Source organism: Pseudomonas sp. OVF7, assembly GCF_030644265.1.
GTDB classification, from domain to species: Bacteria; Pseudomonadota; Gammaproteobacteria; order Pseudomonadales; family Pseudomonadaceae; genus Aquipseudomonas; species Aquipseudomonas gorinensis.
Map to the genome: position 1 here is coordinate 5,578,588 of NZ_CP128996.1, position 15,110 is coordinate 5,593,697.

Consider the following 15,110-nt stretch of genomic DNA (forward strand, 5'->3'; position numbering starts at 1 on the left):
GCTTGGGGCGGGGGGTGTCCAACAAGAAAAGTTGTTGCTGTAAACCAATAAATTTTGTGGGTAATGGGCGCCAGGTGAACCGGCGCCCTGGCAGGATTCAGACCAGACGTTTCTGGAAAAAGTGACGTTGGTGTCCCGGTGGATAATCGGCAATATGCCCGAACTCAGTGAACCCCAGCTTTCGATAAAACCCGGGCGCCTGGAAACTGAAGGTATCCAGCCAGATCCCGGTGCAGCCATGCTGCCTAGCCAACTCTTCAGCGGCGCGCATCAGGCGGGAGCCAGTACCTTGGGTGCGTAACTGATCGGGAACACTCAACAACTCAATGAACAACCATCCGTATGAAATCTTCCCATACAGCCCACCGACCACCTCTTCAGTGACAGGATCCCGCAGCAAAATCCCTACGGTTTCGAACGCCATATCGCCGGTATGACTGAGGTTATACGCCCTCAACGGTTTGAGGATTGCCTCACGCTCCTGTGCCGTCACGTCGAACGACACTTCCATTAACTGCTCCATCGCTGCCTCCCCGGTTGAATTCAAACAGTGCCCAGTATGGCGTCAACCCTGCAAAAAAGGGCCAACCTCTCGGTTGGCCCTGCGATCGCGCCCCCTCAAGACAGCCCTGTATCAGAGCTGGCCTGAGGCTAGACAGTGAAGAATCCCAATCCGAAACTATACTCAACCAATACGGTGCGCATTCCTGCGCATCGTTTACGGCATGATTGCCGACAAAGAGGTAGCCAACATGTACGCCGGGCAAATGGGTATGGCGACAACGAATGGTGAAATACGCTGCCAGATGATAGCCCAGATCATCTGCCTGCTCGCGGTGGCTCAGCTTTTCTGCTGATCGATCCGCCCTCACTTTTCAAAGCGAGCCGCGTCAGTGGCCAGGCGACGCCGTGCCCAAATTCCAGACAACAAAAAAGGGCCCACCTTTCGGTGAGCCCTTCTAGACCGCCCAGCAGAGCGGATTTTGTTTGGTAGGCGCGATTGGACTCGAACCAACGACCCCCACCATGTCAAGGTGGTGCTCTAACCAACTGAGCTACGTGCCTGCTGTGAGGCGGCATTCTACGGAATTTCGGAGGGGTGTCAACATCTTTTTTGCAGCTAACCCTATGAATATGCGAATTTTTTATTTGCGGCTGGTGCATTTGCATTTTTCGGGTGGCTGGCAGGCAATTTTCAACTCAGGTAGGATCGGGGCACTCGTAAAAAATATAAAACAGAGGTTCCAGGATGGCGAACACCCCCTACCCCCAGTCGTATTACGCTGCGTCCGCCAACGCGGTCCCTCCGCGTCCGGTACTGCAAGGCGAAGTGGAAACCGATGTGTGCGTGATTGGTGCCGGCTATACCGGCTTGTCCAGCGCACTGTTTCTACTGGAAAACGGTTTTCGCGTGACGGTGCTGGAAGCCGCCAAGGTCGGCTTTGGCGCGTCGGGCCGCAATGGCGGGCAGATCGTCAACAGCTACAGCCGCGATATCGATGTGATCGAACGCAGCGTCGGGCCCAAGCAGGCGCAATTGCTGGGGGACATGGCGTTTGAAGGCGGCCGGATCATTCGCGAGCGGGTGGCCAAGTATCAGATCCAGTGCGACTTGAAGGACGGCGGTGTCTTCGCCGCACTCAACAGCAAGCACATGGGCCACTTGGAATCGCAGAAGCGCCTCTGGGAACGTTATGGCCACACACAACTGGAGCTGCTCGACGAGCGCCGTATCCGCGAAGTAGTAGCCTGTGACAACTATGTCGGCGGCCTGCTGGACATGAGCGGCGGGCATATCCACCCACTCAACCTGGCGCTGGGTGAAGCGGCGGCCGTGGAGTCTCTCGGTGGCACGATCTATGAGCAGTCAGCAGCTGTACGCATTGAGCGCGGCGCCAACCCGGTGGTGCACACGACCGAAGGCAAGGTCAGGGCCAAGTTCATCATCGTGGCGGGCAATGCCTACCTGGGCAACCTGGTGCCGGAGTTAGCAGCCAAGTCGATGCCCTGCGGCACTCAGGTGATCACAACCGCACCACTCGGGGATGAACTGGCCCAATCGCTATTGCCGCAGGATTACTGCGTCGAGGACTGCAACTACCTGCTCGACTACTACCGACTCACCCGTGACAAACGACTGATCTTCGGCGGTGGCGTAGTGTATGGCGCGCGCGACCCGGCAAATATCGAAGCGATCATCCGCCCGAAAATGCTCAAAGCCTTCCCTCAGCTCAAGGACGTGAAGATCGACTACGCCTGGACCGGCAACTTCCTGCTGACCCTGTCGCGCTTGCCGCAAGTCGGCCGCCTGGGCGACAACATCTATTACTCCCAGGGTTGCAGTGGCCACGGCGTGACGTACACACACCTGGCGGGCAAGGTATTGGCCGAGGCACTCAGAGGCCAGGCCGAGCGCTTTGATGCGTTTGCCGACCTGCCGCACTACCCGTTCCCGGGCGGGCAACTGCTGCGCACGCCGTTTGCGGCGATGGGGGCTTGGTATTACGGGCTGCGAGACAAGCTGGGGTTCTGATTGGAAAGTTTGCCTGGGATGTGACAATGCGGGCTCATGATGAGACCCAGTCGTTGCTATCGCAGGCAAGCCAGCCGCCATCGCGTTGCGATGGCTTGCGCGGGCGCATTGACCAGCACCAAATTGCAGGCACAAAAAACCCCGGTCTTTCGACCAGGGTCTTTGCTATCGGATCAAAGTAGCCAGTGGCTTTCTTTGTGCTTCAAGGCGTTCAGTGGGCCTTGATGCAGATATGGCGCAGCGGACGGGACTCGAACCCGCGACCCCCGGCGTGACAGGCCGGTATTCTAACCGACTGAACTACCGCTGCGTATCGCTTGACCGGTTGCGCGTGATGCCTCAACCGTCTTTAAACATCTGATCAATCAGCCTTTGCTGTTCAATCTCAAGCCCGACAAGTCAGGCCTGGAAAATATGGCGCAGCGGACGGGACTCGAACCCGCGACCCCCGGCGTGACAGGCCGGTATTCTAACCGACTGAACTACCGCTGCGCGTCGGTGCAACCTTTAACGTTGCGTCTTGCCCGAAGGCAAAACTCTCAAGAAGTGGTGGGTGATGACGGGATCGAACCGCCGACCCTCTGCTTGTAAGGCAGATGCTCTCCCAGCTGAGCTAATCACCCTTTGCTTCGTTGAGGCCGCGAAATTTACGCAGGTAGAGGACCTAAGTCAATAGCCCGCTTGAAGTTTTTCTGAAAAAGACAAAATTGCTTCAAGAGCGCTAACCGCCCTACTCGCTGTAAATCATCTTCTTGCTCATGCCACCGTCCACCACAAACTCTTGCCCCGTGACAAACCCAGCCTGACGCGATAGCAGCCATGCCACCATCGCAGCCACATCCTCCACCGTGCCAACCCTCCCCGCCGGATGCTGGGCATGATCGGCTTCGGTCAGTGGTTCTGCACGTCGCGCAGCGGGGTCACGCGCATCGATCCAGCCAGGGCTGACCGCATTGACCCGCACTTCCGGCCCAAGGCTCATCGCCAGGGCGTGCGTGAGCGCCAACAGGCCGCCCTTGCTCGCGGCGTAGGCTTCGGTGTCTGGCTCCGACTGACGAGCGCGGGTCGACGCCAGGTTGACGATGGCTCCCCCATGGGCACGCAGGTAAGGCGCACAGTGCTTGGCCAGCAGCATCGGCCCGCTGAGGTTCACCGCCAGCACGCGATTCCAGTAGGCCAGGTCGAGGCTTTCCAAGGTGATATTGCGCGGGTCGGCCACTGCTGCATTGCAGACCAGCGCGTCCAGGCGCCCGAATTGCCCGAGCACTTCGGCCACGCCCTGGGCGACCTGCTTTTCATCAGCCACGTCCATGGTAATAAACCAGGCGTTGTCGCCCAGCACCCCGGACACCTTGGACCCGCGCTCGCGGTCCAGGTCGGTCAATACCACCTGCCAGCCTTCGCTGATCAACCACGCCGCAATCCCCAGGCCAATGCCCCGTGCAGCGCCCGTCACCAAGGCGACACGCCCGTTACTGGCTGTTGCAGCCTCCATGGACCACTCGATCACAAGGCCGCCAGTCCACGAGACAGGTCAGCCTGCAAGTCAGCCACGTCTTCCAGGCCCACCGCAATGCGGATCAGGCTGTCACGAATACCCGCCGCTTCACGCTCTTGTGGCGCAAGACGGCCGTGGGAGGTGGTGCTCGGGTGGGTAATCGTGGTCTTGCTATCACCCAGGTTGGCGGTGATGGAGATCAGGCGCGTCGCATCGATAAAGCGCCAGGCGCCCTCTTTGCCGCCCTTCACTTCAAAACTCACCACGGCGCCAAAACCGCGCTGCTGGCGCTGGGCCAACTCGTGTTGTGGATGGCTCTTGAGACCGGCGTAGTGAACCTTCTCGATACCATCCTGCTGCTCCAGCCATTCGGCCAGGGCCTGGGCGTTGGCACAATGGGCCTTCATACGCAGGCTGAGGGTTTCCAACCCCTTGAGGAAGATCCAGGCGTTGAACGGGCTCAGGGTCGGACCGGCAGTGCGCAAGAAGCCCACCACTTCCTTCATCTGCTCGCTGCGACCGGCAACAACACCGCCCATGCAACGACCCTGGCCGTCGATAAACTTGGTCGCCGAGTGCACCACAATGTCCGCGCCCAACTTCAGCGGCTGCTGCAAGGCAGGCGTGCAGAAGCAGTTGTCGACCACCAGCATCGCGCCTTTGGCGTGGGCCACTTCGGACAGCGCGGCGATATCCACCAACTCGGCCAACGGATTGGACGGCGACTCGACGAACAGCAACTTGGTGTTGGCCTTGATCGCCACATCCCAGCCGGAAAGGTCCGCCAAGGGCACGTAGTCCACTTCGATACCGAAGCGCTTGAAATACTTCTCGAACAGGCTGATGGTCGAACCGAACACGCTGCGCGACACCAACACGTGGTCGCCGGCGCTGCACAGGCTCATCACCACCGCCAGGATCGCCGCCATGCCGGTAGCCGTGGCTACCGCCTGCTCAGCACCTTCCAGCGCAGCAATACGCTCTTCGAACGCTCGCACAGTCGGATTGGTATAACGCGAATAGACATTGCCCGGCACTTCGCCGGCAAAACGCGCGGCGGCGTCGGCAGCAGTGCGGAACACGTAGCTGGAAGTGAAGAACATCGGGTCACCGTGCTCACCTTCGGGGGTGCGGTGCTGGCCAGCGCGCACTGCCAGGGTATCGAAAGCTACGCCATCGAGGTCGCTGTCCAACCGACCGGCATCCCATTCCTGACTCATGCTGCGACTCCTTACTCAATTCTTTATTTAAGATACAAAACCGGCCCCTCAGGGCCGGTGTCTACTCAGTTGTTGTACAGGTCGATGATCGCGCTGACCGCCTGGGTCTTGATCTTCGACGAGTCGTTACGCGCCTGCTCGATCTTGTTCAGATAGGCCTCGTCAACATCCCCGGTCACGTACTTGCCGTCGAACACGGCGCAGTCGAACTGGTCGATCTTGATCTTGCCACCGCCAACCGCTTCGATCAGGTCCGACAGGTCCTGGTAGATCAACCAGTCGGCGCCAATCAGGTCAGCGACGTCCTGGGTCGTACGGTTGTGGGCGATCAGTTCGTGAGCGCTCGGCATGTCGATGCCGTATACGTTCGGGTAGCGCACGGCAGGCGCTGCGGAACAGAAGTACACGTTCTTCGCACCGGCTTCACGGGCCATCTGGATGATCTGCTTGCACGTGGTACCCCGCACGATGGAGTCGTCCACCAGCATCACGTTCTTGCCGCGAAACTCCAGCTCAATGGCGTTGAGCTTCTGGCGTACCGACTTCTTGCGCGCCGCCTGGCCAGGCATGATGAAGGTGCGGCCGATGTAGCGGTTCTTGACGAAGCCTTCGCGGAACTTGACGCCCAGGTGGTTGGCCAGCTCCAGCGCGGCGGTACGGCTGGTGTCCGGAATAGGGATCACCACGTCGATATCGTGCTCAGGACGCTCGCGCAGGATCTTCTCGGCCAGCTTCTCGCCCATGCGCAGGCGCGCCTTGTAGACCGAGACGCCGTCGATGATCGAATCCGGACGCGCCAGGTAGACGTGTTCGAAGATGCACGGGGTGAGTTTCGGCGCGACAGCGCACTGACGGGTATGCAGCTTGCCATCTTCGGTGATGTACACCGCTTCGCCCGGCGCCAGGTCACGGATCAGGGTGAAGCCCAGCACGTCCAGGGACACGCTTTCGGAGGCAATCATGTACTCGACGCCTTCGTCGGTGTGACGCTGGCCGAACACGATCGGGCGGATGCCATGCGGGTCGCGGAAACCCACGATGCCATAGCCGGTGACCATGGCCACCACCGCGTAACCACCGACGCAACGGTTGTGCACGTCGGTCACGGCGGCGAACACATCTTCTTCGGTCGGCTGCAGCTTGCCGCGCTGGGCCAGCTCGTGGGCGAACACGTTGAGCAGCACTTCCGAGTCGGAACTGGTGTTGACGTGGCGCAGGTCAGATTCGTAAATCTCCTTGGCCAGTTGTTCAACGTTGGTCAGGTTACCGTTGTGCGCCAGGGTGATGCCGTAAGGCGAGTTGACGTAGAACGGTTGAGCTTCGGCCGAGGTCGAGCTACCGGCAGTCGGGTAACGCACATGGCCAATGCCCATGTGCCCGACGAGGCGCTGCATGTGACGCTGATGGAACACGTCACGTACCAACCCATTGTCCTTGCGCAGGAATAACCGGCCGTCGTGGCTGGTCACAATACCGGCAGCGTCCTGGCCGCGGTGCTGGAGGACGGTTAGCGCGTCATACAGCGCCTGATTGACGTTCGACTTACCGACGATACCGACGATGCCACACATGCGACGCAACCCCTACTTAATGAATCTTGACTGAACACTGCTTACTGAGGCGTTTTGGCCGGCAAGAGGTGTTCCTTGAACGGAAGATCAGCGGGTACGCTGATTCCGCTGGCCAGCCACTGACTGCTCCACCCCAGAATGAGGTTCTTGGACCAATCTGCAACCAATAGAAATTTTGGCACGAGTACCGACTCCTGCCACCATGCATCCTGCTGTACCGGCCCCAGGCTCAACAGCCCGACCGCCACGACCACCAGCAACGCGCCACGCGCGGCGCCAAAGGCCATGCCGAGAAATCGATCGGTCCCGGAGAGGCCGGTGACACGTATCAACTCGCCAATAAGATAATTGACCATTGCCCCCACCAGCAGCGTGGCGATGAACATGATGGCGCAGCCCGCGATGACGCGAGCCGAGGGTGTCTCGATGTATCCGCTCAGGTAGACCGACAGCGAACCGCCGAACATCCAGGCGACGACTCCTGCGATGATCCAGGTCAGCAGCGACAGTGCTTCTTTGACGAAGCCGCGGCTTAGACTGATCAAAGCGGAGATGGCGACGATTGCAACAATCGCCCAATCAACCCAGGTAAATGGCACGTTTGAGCCTACGGACGGATGAGGCGGCGCATTTTAGCAGAGCTCCGGGCTATCGGTAAGCTGTGATTGCGGGTGCTTTGCAAATCAATAGTTTGTGGCGAGTTGAGCGCATTTCAAGTCCCGCACAAAAGCAAAGCGGGAGGGGGCTTGCTCCCGATGGCGGTGGGTCAGTCAGCACATCGGATACTGACCCATCGCTATCGGGAGCAAGCCCCCTCCCACATTTGACTGCATTCCAGGCTGAACGCGAGGCGAACTCAGCCGCGCTCAGGCTGGAAACGGGTGACGAAACCCTTCAGGTTCTGCTGGCGATCCAGCAAATCCCGCAAGCGGTCCGCCTCGGCGCGCTCGATCAGCGGCCCGATAAACACCCGATTCTTGCCATCGGCACTGCGGATATAAGCGTTATACCCCTGGCTACGCAGTTTTTTCTGCAAGGCGTCGGCGCCGTCGCGATTGCCAAGGCTAGCGACCTGAATCGACCAACTGATCGGCAGGCCATTAGGGTCGATACGGCTCTGGCCCACATCCGGCTTGCCCGGTGCAGCCGGTTGCGGTGCGACCGGCTTGGGCGCCGCGGCTGGCGTAACAGGCTTCGCGGCGACAGCCGGAGCCGGTGTCGGCTTGACCACCGGCACACTTGGCTGCACCGGCATCGAAGGCGCTTGCTGGGCGGCCACTTCATCATCGGTCGGCACCGGCTCCTCCTCAGGCAATGCCTGCGGCTCCGGCACCACCACCGGCTCAACCTGCACCTGCGGCACGGCCGAAGCCTGGGGCGCTGCGGGCACGTCCACGACAACCTGGCGCTGTTCATCCTGGCGAGAGAAGAGCATCGGCAGGAAAATCACCGCCAATGCCACCAGCACCAAGGCTCCGACCATTCGCTGCTTGTATGCGCTATCCAGTAATGCCATGTGCAGCTTCCTCCGTGGAGCGCCGGGCCAACCACTCAAGCGCCTCGGCAACACAATAAAATGATCCGAACAACAGAATTTCATCCTCGGCCGTTGCTACCGCACACTGAGCCTCAAGGGCAGCGGTAACGCTTGCATAAGACGTCACGGACGCGCCAAGGTTCTGCAAGGCCACTACCAGTTCGGCGGCCGCACGGCTGCGCGGCGTATCCAGCGGCGCCACCGCCCACGCCTGGACACTGCCCAACAAGGGTGAAACCACGCCATCCAGGTCCTTGTCGGCCAACAAACCGAAGACTGCCAGACGACGACCCACCGGCGGCGTGCGCGACAGGCGCTGCGCCAGGTATTGGGCCGCATGCGGGTTATGACCCACGTCCAGCAGCAGGTTCAGGCGCTTGCCTGCCCAGTTGAACACCCGGCGATCCAGGCGCCCGACCACCCGGGTCGCCAACAACGTCGCGGCAATCTGCTCGGCGTCCCATGGCAAGTCCAGCAGCAGGTAGGCTTGCAGCGCGAGCGCCGCATTTTCCATCGGCAGGTTCAGCAGCGGCAAATCATGCAGTTCGACCACTTGGCCACGCGCATCACGCCCGCGCCACTGCCAATGCTCAGCGCCAATCTCAAGATTGAATTCATGCCCGCGCAGGAAGAACGGACAATCCAGCTCGCGCACCTTGTCGAGCAAGGTATGAGGCGGATCCAGGTCGCCGCACAGCGCTGGCTTGCCCCGGCGAAAGATCCCGGCCTTTTCATAGGCCACGGACTCGCGGGTATTACCCAGGTAATCGGCATGATCGACACCGATGCTGGTGACCAGCGCCAAGTCGGCATCCACCACGTTGACCGTGTCCAGGCGCCCGCCCAGCCCGACTTCCAGCACAACCACGTCCAGTTGCGCACGCTCGAACAGCCAGAACGCCGCCAGGGTGCCCATTTCGAAGTAGGTCAGGGAGATCTCGCCACGCCCTGCATCGAGGGCCGCGAAGGCTTCGCAGAGTTGCTGGTCAGTGGCTTCGACGCCATTGAGTTGCACCCGCTCGTTGTAACGCAGCAGGTGCGGGGAATTATAGACGCCCACTTTCAGCCCTTGAGCTTGCAGCAGCGCCGCGACAAAGGCACAAGTAGAGCCCTTGCCGTTGGTGCCGGTCACCGTGATCACGCGCGGTGCCGGGCGGCCCAACCCAAGGCGGGCCGCTACCTGTTGCGAGCGCTCCAGGCCCATGTCGATGGCGGACGGATGCAACTGCTCCAGGTAGGCGAGCCATTCGCCCAGGGTACGTTGGGTCATAGGTTTGCTGGCACCGGCGGCACGACCATCGGCTCAACCTTCGGGGCAACGTAGACCGGCGTCGGCAGGCCCATCATCTGCGCCAGCAGGCTACCCAGGCGTGGACGCAGCTCACCGCGCGGGATGATCAGGTCGATCGCGCCGTGCTCCAGCAAGAACTCGCTGCGCTGGAAGCCTTCGGGCAGTTTTTCGCGAACGGTCTGCTCGATCACTCGCGGCCCGGCAAAGCCGATCAGGGCTTTTGGCTCGCCAACGATCACATCCCCCAGCATCGCCAGGCTGGCGGAAACGCCGCCGTAGACCGGATCAGTCAGTACGGAGATGAACGGAATACCTTCTTCGCGCAGACGCGCCAATACCGCGGAGGTCTTGGCCATTTGCATCAAGGAGATCAACGCTTCCTGCATACGCGCACCACCGGAGGCGGCGAAGCAGATCATCGGGCAACGGTTTTCCAGGGCGTAGTTGGCGGCACGTACAAAACGCTCACCGACGATGGCACCCATGGAGCCGCCCATGAAGGAAAATTCAAACGCAGACACCACCACCGGCATGCCCAGCAGCTTGCCGCTGACGGAAATCAGCGCATCCTTCTCACCGGTCTGCTTCTGCGCAGCGGTCAAACGGTCCTTGTACTTCTTGCCGTCGCGGAACTTGAGGCGGTCAACCGGTTCAAGGTCAGCACCCAGCTCGTTACGGCCATCGGCGTCGAGGAAGATGTCAATGCGGGCGCGGGCGCCAATACGCATGTGATGGTTGCACTTAGGGCAAACGTCCAGGGTCTTTTCCAGTTCCGGGCGGTACAGCACCGCGTCGCAGGATGGGCACTTGTGCCACAGACCTTCAGGAACCGAGCTTTTTTTCACCTCGGAACGCATGATCGAAGGGATCAGTTTGTCTACTAACCAGTTGCTCATGCTTTCTTTCTCCAGTACCGGTGGCTTGAACACAGCCCCGCGTATGCCCTTGAGCTAAATTCATATGTGGCGATGACACATGCTGGACGGGGTCAGGCGTTCGACCAGCCATTTCCCGCATGCATCCTCAGCCTTCCAGACAACCGGCCAATGCACGGTCGCCACTTCATTTCCGGGCCTCCCGCAGGCGGCACCGGGCTGTTTTACACAGTGGTCACTATGGACGGCGGCAGACTGCCCGCCGTCACATCGCCTCCCTGCTGTTGCGCACGGCCTGCATGAATGCGCGAATCTTGCTGTGGTCCTTGATGCCCTTGCCCTGCTCTACGCCACCGCTGACATCCACGGCATACGGGCGAACCTGCGCGATCGCCGCCCCGACATTCGCGGGATTGAGCCCACCCGCCAGGATGATCGGCTTGCTCAGCCCCTCGGGAATCAGCGCCCAGTCGAACGCTTCGCCCGTGCCGCCAGGTACCCCCTCGACATAGGTGTCCAGCAAAATCCCGCGTGCACCAGTATAAGCAGCGCAGGCGCCAGCGATATCGTCACCGGCCTTGACCCGCAACGCCTTGATATATGGGCGTTGATAGCTTTCGCATTCATCAGGGGTTTCGTCGCCGTGGAACTGCAGCATGTCCAGCGGTACGGCATCCAGGGTTTCGTTGAGTTCGCAGCGGCTGGCGTTGACGAACAAGCCGACAGTGGTCACGAACGGCGGCAACGCGGCGATGATAGCCCGCGCCTGCAACACATTCACCGCCCGTGGGCTCCTGGCATAAAACACCAAGCCAATGGCATCCGCCCCCGCCTCGACGGCCGCCAGCGCGTCTTCTATGCGGGTAATCCCGCAAATCTTGCTGCGAACGGCAGACATATTGTAGAAACCTCAGGGGGAAACCGAGAAAGTCCCGGATGGTAACAAAAGCTTTTCCGGGCGTCAGCCGCCAAGTTCGCTGAAACCTGTGAGGAAGTGTGGTCCGATGAAACGCTGCGGCAGCTCGAACTCGTCGCGGTACTCCACATCCACCAGGTACAGGCCGAACGGATGGGCCGTGACGCCGCCGGTACGGCGAATGCGGCTTTCCAGCACTTCCTTGGCCCACTCAACCGGCCGCTCGCCGCTGCCTATGGTCATCAGTACGCCGGCGATATTGCGCACCATATGGTGCAGGAACGCCCCCGCGCGGATATCCAGCACAATCATCTTGCCATGGCGGGTTACCCGCAGGTGGTGGACTTCCTTGATCGGCGACTTGGCCTGGCACTGACCGGCGCGGAACGCACTGAAATCGTGGACACCGACCAAGTGCTGCGCTGCTTCGGCCATGCGCTCGGCATCCAGCGGACGGTGGTTCCAGGTAATTTCTTCGTTGAGGTGCGCCGGACGGATCTGGTCGTTGTAGATCACATAGCGATAGCGCCGGGCGATGGCCTTGAAACGCGCATGAAAATGCGCGGGCATGACCTTGGCCCAGCTGACGCTGACATCATGGGGCAAATTGATATTGGCGCCCATGACCCACGCCTTCATCGAACGCTCAGCCTGAGTGTCGAAGTGCACTACCTGGCCACACGCGTGTACGCCCGCATCGGTGCGCCCGGCGCACATCAGCGAGACCGGTGAGTCGGCGACTTTCGACAGCGCGTTCTCCAAGGTTTCCTGCACCGTCAGCACACCCGAGGCCTGGCGCTGCCAGCCGCGGTAGCGCGAACCTTTGTATTCCACGCCCAGGGCGATCCGGTAAAAGCCTGCGGCCGCCATTTCGGCGGCCGCGTTATCTATATTTGCCAAGAACTGAGAGCCTGATGAGTTGCGCAAAGGCGGCCATTATAAATGCGGCAGCTGAGTGGCGTGCGCTTTTGTTAGGGATTGACCCCTCCCACACTGGACGTGCGTCGAACTTCAGATTTTGCCGAGCATTTCCTTGGCTTCGCTGCGCTGGACATCATCGCCTTCGGTCAGCACTTCGGAGAGGATATCCCGCGCGCCATCAGCATCCCCCATGTCGATATAAGCCTGGGCCAGGTCGAGCTTGGTGGCGACCTCATTGGTCCCGGAAAGGAAATCGAACTCCGGCTCATCGTCACCCAACGCTGCATCTTCAGCCGTGAAGGAAGGCTCGATCGGCGGGTTCTCCAAGCTCTGGGACAGGCGGTCGAGCTCGGCGTTGACATCATTCAGTTCGGAAGCGAAGCCATCAGGCTTGGCCGTCGCCGGAGCCTCTGGCTCATCGGCCAGGGACAGGTCAAAGTCTTCCGGCAGATCGAAGTCGTCCAACGCGGCCGGCGTCAGTGTCGGCGGTTCGACCGCCGGCGCATCCTTCATCTGCTCCTCAAGACCGGAGAGGAAGTCATCATCAGACAGCGCAGACGGCGCATCGAGTTGCAGGTCCAGGTCAAAATCCGACAAGTCGTCCTGGCTTGCCTTGGCTTCTGTCTGCTGCTGCAGGACCGACTCGAAACTCAATTCGTCTTCCAGGTTCGCTGGCGAGGCCGCTTCCAGGTCATCCAGGCTGAGGTCGAAGTCAGTGTCGAGCGCATCGGCTTCAGCTACCGGCGCTGGCGCGGGCGTTGGCGCTGGCTTGTCTTCCAGCAGGTCCTTGACGTATTGAGCGTCCAGCGCGGCAGCGGCTACCGCAGCGCTTACACCCGCCGCCAACACGGCCATGGCCGGGAAGCGCGACTTGAGCTGCTCGACCTGGGCATGGTTTTCACCATTGGCCACCAGCTGGCGCTCCTGGGTCACGAAACCGTCCTTGTCACTTTGCAGGCCGTAGACTTCCATCAGCTTCAAACGCAGGTCGCTGCGCTTGGGTTCGTGCTTGATCGCCTGCTCCAGAACATCGGCGGCCTGGTTCAGGTGGCCACGGTCGATATGGGACTGGGCCTGAGCCAAGGCGTCGGACGAGTGCTCGGGTGCGACCGCAACCGCCAGCGGCGACAGCACCGACGCCACGCTCGGCACCACGACCGCAGCGGGAGCGGGAGCCGGCGCAGGAGCCGCCGCCAGCTTGACGTTCGGCGGCGTGACCTCAAGGCCCTCGAAGCTGTCCGGCGGCAGGTCTTGATCGATATTCGAGGTGAATTCCGGCTCTTCGGCCAGGGCCCGCGCCATGCGCAGGTGCTTTTCCTCTTCGCGGCGCGCGTTGCGATGGCGTGCCCACAGCAACAGGAGCAACAACACCAATAAGCCAGCGGCACCGCCGATCACCCCCAGGACTATCGGGTTGGTCAGCAGGTCGTTGAATTTGCCTTCGGCAGTGGTCGGGGCGGCATCCGCCTTGATAGGGGCGGGCGAAGGCTCGGCAGGGGCCGGAGCGGCCGGCGTTGCAGCCGGTGCTGCCGCCGCGGCGGCCGGGTCAACCGCCAACTGAGCAGGCATCGCCGCCGTCGCCGGGGCAGCCGATTTATCCGCCTGCAGCCTGGCCAATTGATCATTTTTCAGTTGGATCAGCTTTTGCAGCTTGTCCAACTGGCTCTGCAGGTCGGCAGCACGGCTTTTCAGTTCTTCGTTGTCGCGACGGGTGGTGTCCAGTTGTTCCTGGGTCATCGCCAGTTTGTCGCTCAGGGCCTGGCTATCGCCCGCCTTGCCCTTGGCGCCCTTCTTCGCATCGGCCGAGACCAGGCTCAAGTTGTCCTTGGCATTGGTGCTCGACGGCGCATTGCCTGCCTGGGTGCGCCTGGTGGCATCCAGTTGCTGCTTGCCCGCGGCTTGATTGCTCGCCGTACGGCGCCCCTGGCGCCAGGCGAGGTTCTGCGCCGACACTTCGGCGATCGCCTTGGGTTGCGCGAGTGCCGTGCTTTGTACCGTGTCCGGCAGGCGCAGCACCTTGCCGGTTTTCAAGCGGTTGATATTGCCGTCGATAAAGGCGTCGGGGTTCAGTGCCTGGATGGCCAGCATCGTCTGCTGTACCGAACCGCCATTGTGGTACTTCTCGGCAATTTCCCACAGGGTGTCGTGGGAGGTAGTCGTATGCTGGGCGGGCTTGCTCACGGCGGGCGCCGTATTGGCCGGCGCACTCAGGCGCGGCGCAGGGGCTGCTGGGGCTGTAGGGGCTGCGGCTGGCGCCTGCTGGTCGAACTTGGCCGGGTCGAGCAGCACGCTGTAGTCGCGCATGAGGCGACCATTGGGCCATTGCACCTGCAACAGGAAGCGCACATAGGAGTCCGGCAGCGGCTTGCTGGAGGTGACACGCACCACACTGCGGCCGTTGGGATTGATCACCGGCGTGAACGTCAGGTCGTTGAGGAATGCCTGGCGATCGACGCCGGCATCCACGAACGCCTGGGATGAAGCCAGGCTCGGCGTGATCTCGGAGGCTGTGAGGCCGCCGACATCGAGCAATTCGATTTCCACCGACAATGGCTGGTTCAACTTCGACTTGAGGGTCATCTCCCCCAGCTGCAGCGCCTGCGCCATACCGGAGGACAGCGCCGAGGCGGCCGCTATTGCTAACACCAGTTTGCGAACTTGAACCATAGCCTCATCCTTTGTTTGAACACTCCCCGGCCTGCGAGAAGGTTGGTAACCGCTGCCATAAGGCATGGCGAGCCGATAGGT

12 protein-coding genes and 4 tRNA genes are annotated in these 15,110 nt (G+C 61.1%); 1 reads left to right on the forward strand and 15 read right to left on the reverse strand.

The window, feature by feature from the left end:
- Positions 1–97: 97 nt before the first annotated feature.
- Together QU606_RS25250 and QU606_RS25255 are read right to left on the reverse strand one after the other, a co-directional pair.
- Complete coding sequence (locus tag QU606_RS25250) at positions 98–523, reverse strand: N-acetyltransferase (RefSeq protein WP_304997756.1); 426 nt, start codon at positions 521–523, stop codon at positions 98–100.
- Positions 524–988: 465 nt separating this feature from the next.
- A tRNA-Val gene (locus QU606_RS25255) sits at positions 989–1,065 on the reverse strand.
- Positions 1,066–1,249: 184 nt separating this feature from the next.
- On the opposite strand from QU606_RS25255, the gene QU606_RS25260 reads away from it, so the two are divergent.
- Entirely contained in the window at positions 1,250–2,533 is a 1,284-nt protein-coding gene (locus tag QU606_RS25260; protein ID WP_024076494.1) for an FAD-binding oxidoreductase, read from the forward strand.
- Positions 2,534–2,766: 233 nt separating this feature from the next.
- Here QU606_RS25260 and QU606_RS25265 read toward each other — a convergent pair.
- The 13 genes from QU606_RS25265 to QU606_RS25325 all read right to left on the reverse strand — a co-directional run bounded on the left by QU606_RS25265 (position 2,767) and on the right by QU606_RS25325 (position 15,029).
- Positions 2,767–2,843 (reverse strand) — tRNA-Asp (locus tag QU606_RS25265).
- Between the two features lie 105 nt (positions 2,844–2,948).
- Positions 2,949–3,025, reverse strand: a tRNA-Asp gene (locus tag QU606_RS25270).
- A gap of 55 nt (positions 3,026–3,080) precedes the next feature.
- Positions 3,081–3,156, reverse strand: a tRNA-Val gene (locus QU606_RS25275).
- 107 nt (positions 3,157–3,263) lie between these two features.
- Positions 3,264–4,028, reverse strand: a complete 765-nt coding sequence (locus QU606_RS25280) for an SDR family oxidoreductase (RefSeq protein WP_051448900.1) — start codon at positions 4,026–4,028, stop codon at positions 3,264–3,266.
- A gap of 11 nt (positions 4,029–4,039) precedes the next feature.
- Positions 4,040–5,251, reverse strand: coding sequence for an O-succinylhomoserine sulfhydrylase (locus QU606_RS25285; RefSeq protein WP_102624964.1), 1,212 nt, complete (start codon positions 5,249–5,251; stop codon positions 4,040–4,042).
- 65 nt (positions 5,252–5,316) lie between these two features.
- Positions 5,317–6,822 (reverse strand): amidophosphoribosyltransferase, encoded by a 1,506-nt coding sequence (purF, locus tag QU606_RS25290; RefSeq protein ID WP_024076496.1) that lies wholly within the window; start codon positions 6,820–6,822, stop codon positions 5,317–5,319.
- Positions 6,823–6,863: 41 nt separating this feature from the next.
- Positions 6,864–7,421, reverse strand: a complete 558-nt coding sequence (locus tag QU606_RS25295; RefSeq protein ID WP_024076497.1) for a CvpA family protein — start codon at positions 7,419–7,421, stop codon at positions 6,864–6,866.
- Between the two features lie 257 nt (positions 7,422–7,678).
- Positions 7,679–8,338 carry an SPOR domain-containing protein gene (locus tag QU606_RS25300; RefSeq protein WP_102624965.1) on the reverse strand — a complete coding sequence of 220 codons (660 nt, stop codon included), beginning with the start codon at positions 8,336–8,338 and terminating at the stop codon, positions 7,679–7,681.
- Positions 8,322–9,629: a bifunctional tetrahydrofolate synthase/dihydrofolate synthase gene (gene folC / locus QU606_RS25305; RefSeq protein ID WP_304997757.1), complete on the reverse strand. Its 1,308-nt coding sequence runs from the start codon at positions 9,627–9,629 to the stop codon at positions 8,322–8,324. Before folC ends, QU606_RS25300 begins: the two co-directional genes overlap by 17 nt.
- Positions 9,626–10,546, reverse strand: coding sequence for an acetyl-CoA carboxylase, carboxyltransferase subunit beta (gene accD, locus QU606_RS25310; RefSeq protein ID WP_024076500.1), 921 nt, complete (start codon positions 10,544–10,546; stop codon positions 9,626–9,628). Before accD ends, folC begins: the two co-directional genes overlap by 4 nt.
- Before the next feature lie 244 nt (positions 10,547–10,790).
- A complete protein-coding gene (locus QU606_RS25315) occupies positions 10,791–11,423 on the reverse strand; it encodes a phosphoribosylanthranilate isomerase (RefSeq protein WP_024076501.1) in 633 nt (210 codons plus the stop codon).
- A 63-nt stretch (positions 11,424–11,486) separates the two neighbouring features.
- The gene (gene truA, locus QU606_RS25320) at positions 11,487–12,311 is read right to left on the reverse strand and encodes a tRNA pseudouridine(38-40) synthase TruA (protein WP_304998651.1); all 825 of its coding nucleotides are present in this window, start codon (positions 12,309–12,311) and stop codon (positions 11,487–11,489) included.
- Positions 12,312–12,452: 141 nt separating this feature from the next.
- Complete coding sequence (locus QU606_RS25325) at positions 12,453–15,029, reverse strand: FimV/HubP family polar landmark protein (protein WP_277378449.1); 2,577 nt, start codon at positions 15,027–15,029, stop codon at positions 12,453–12,455.
- Positions 15,030–15,110: the final 81 nt, after the last annotated feature.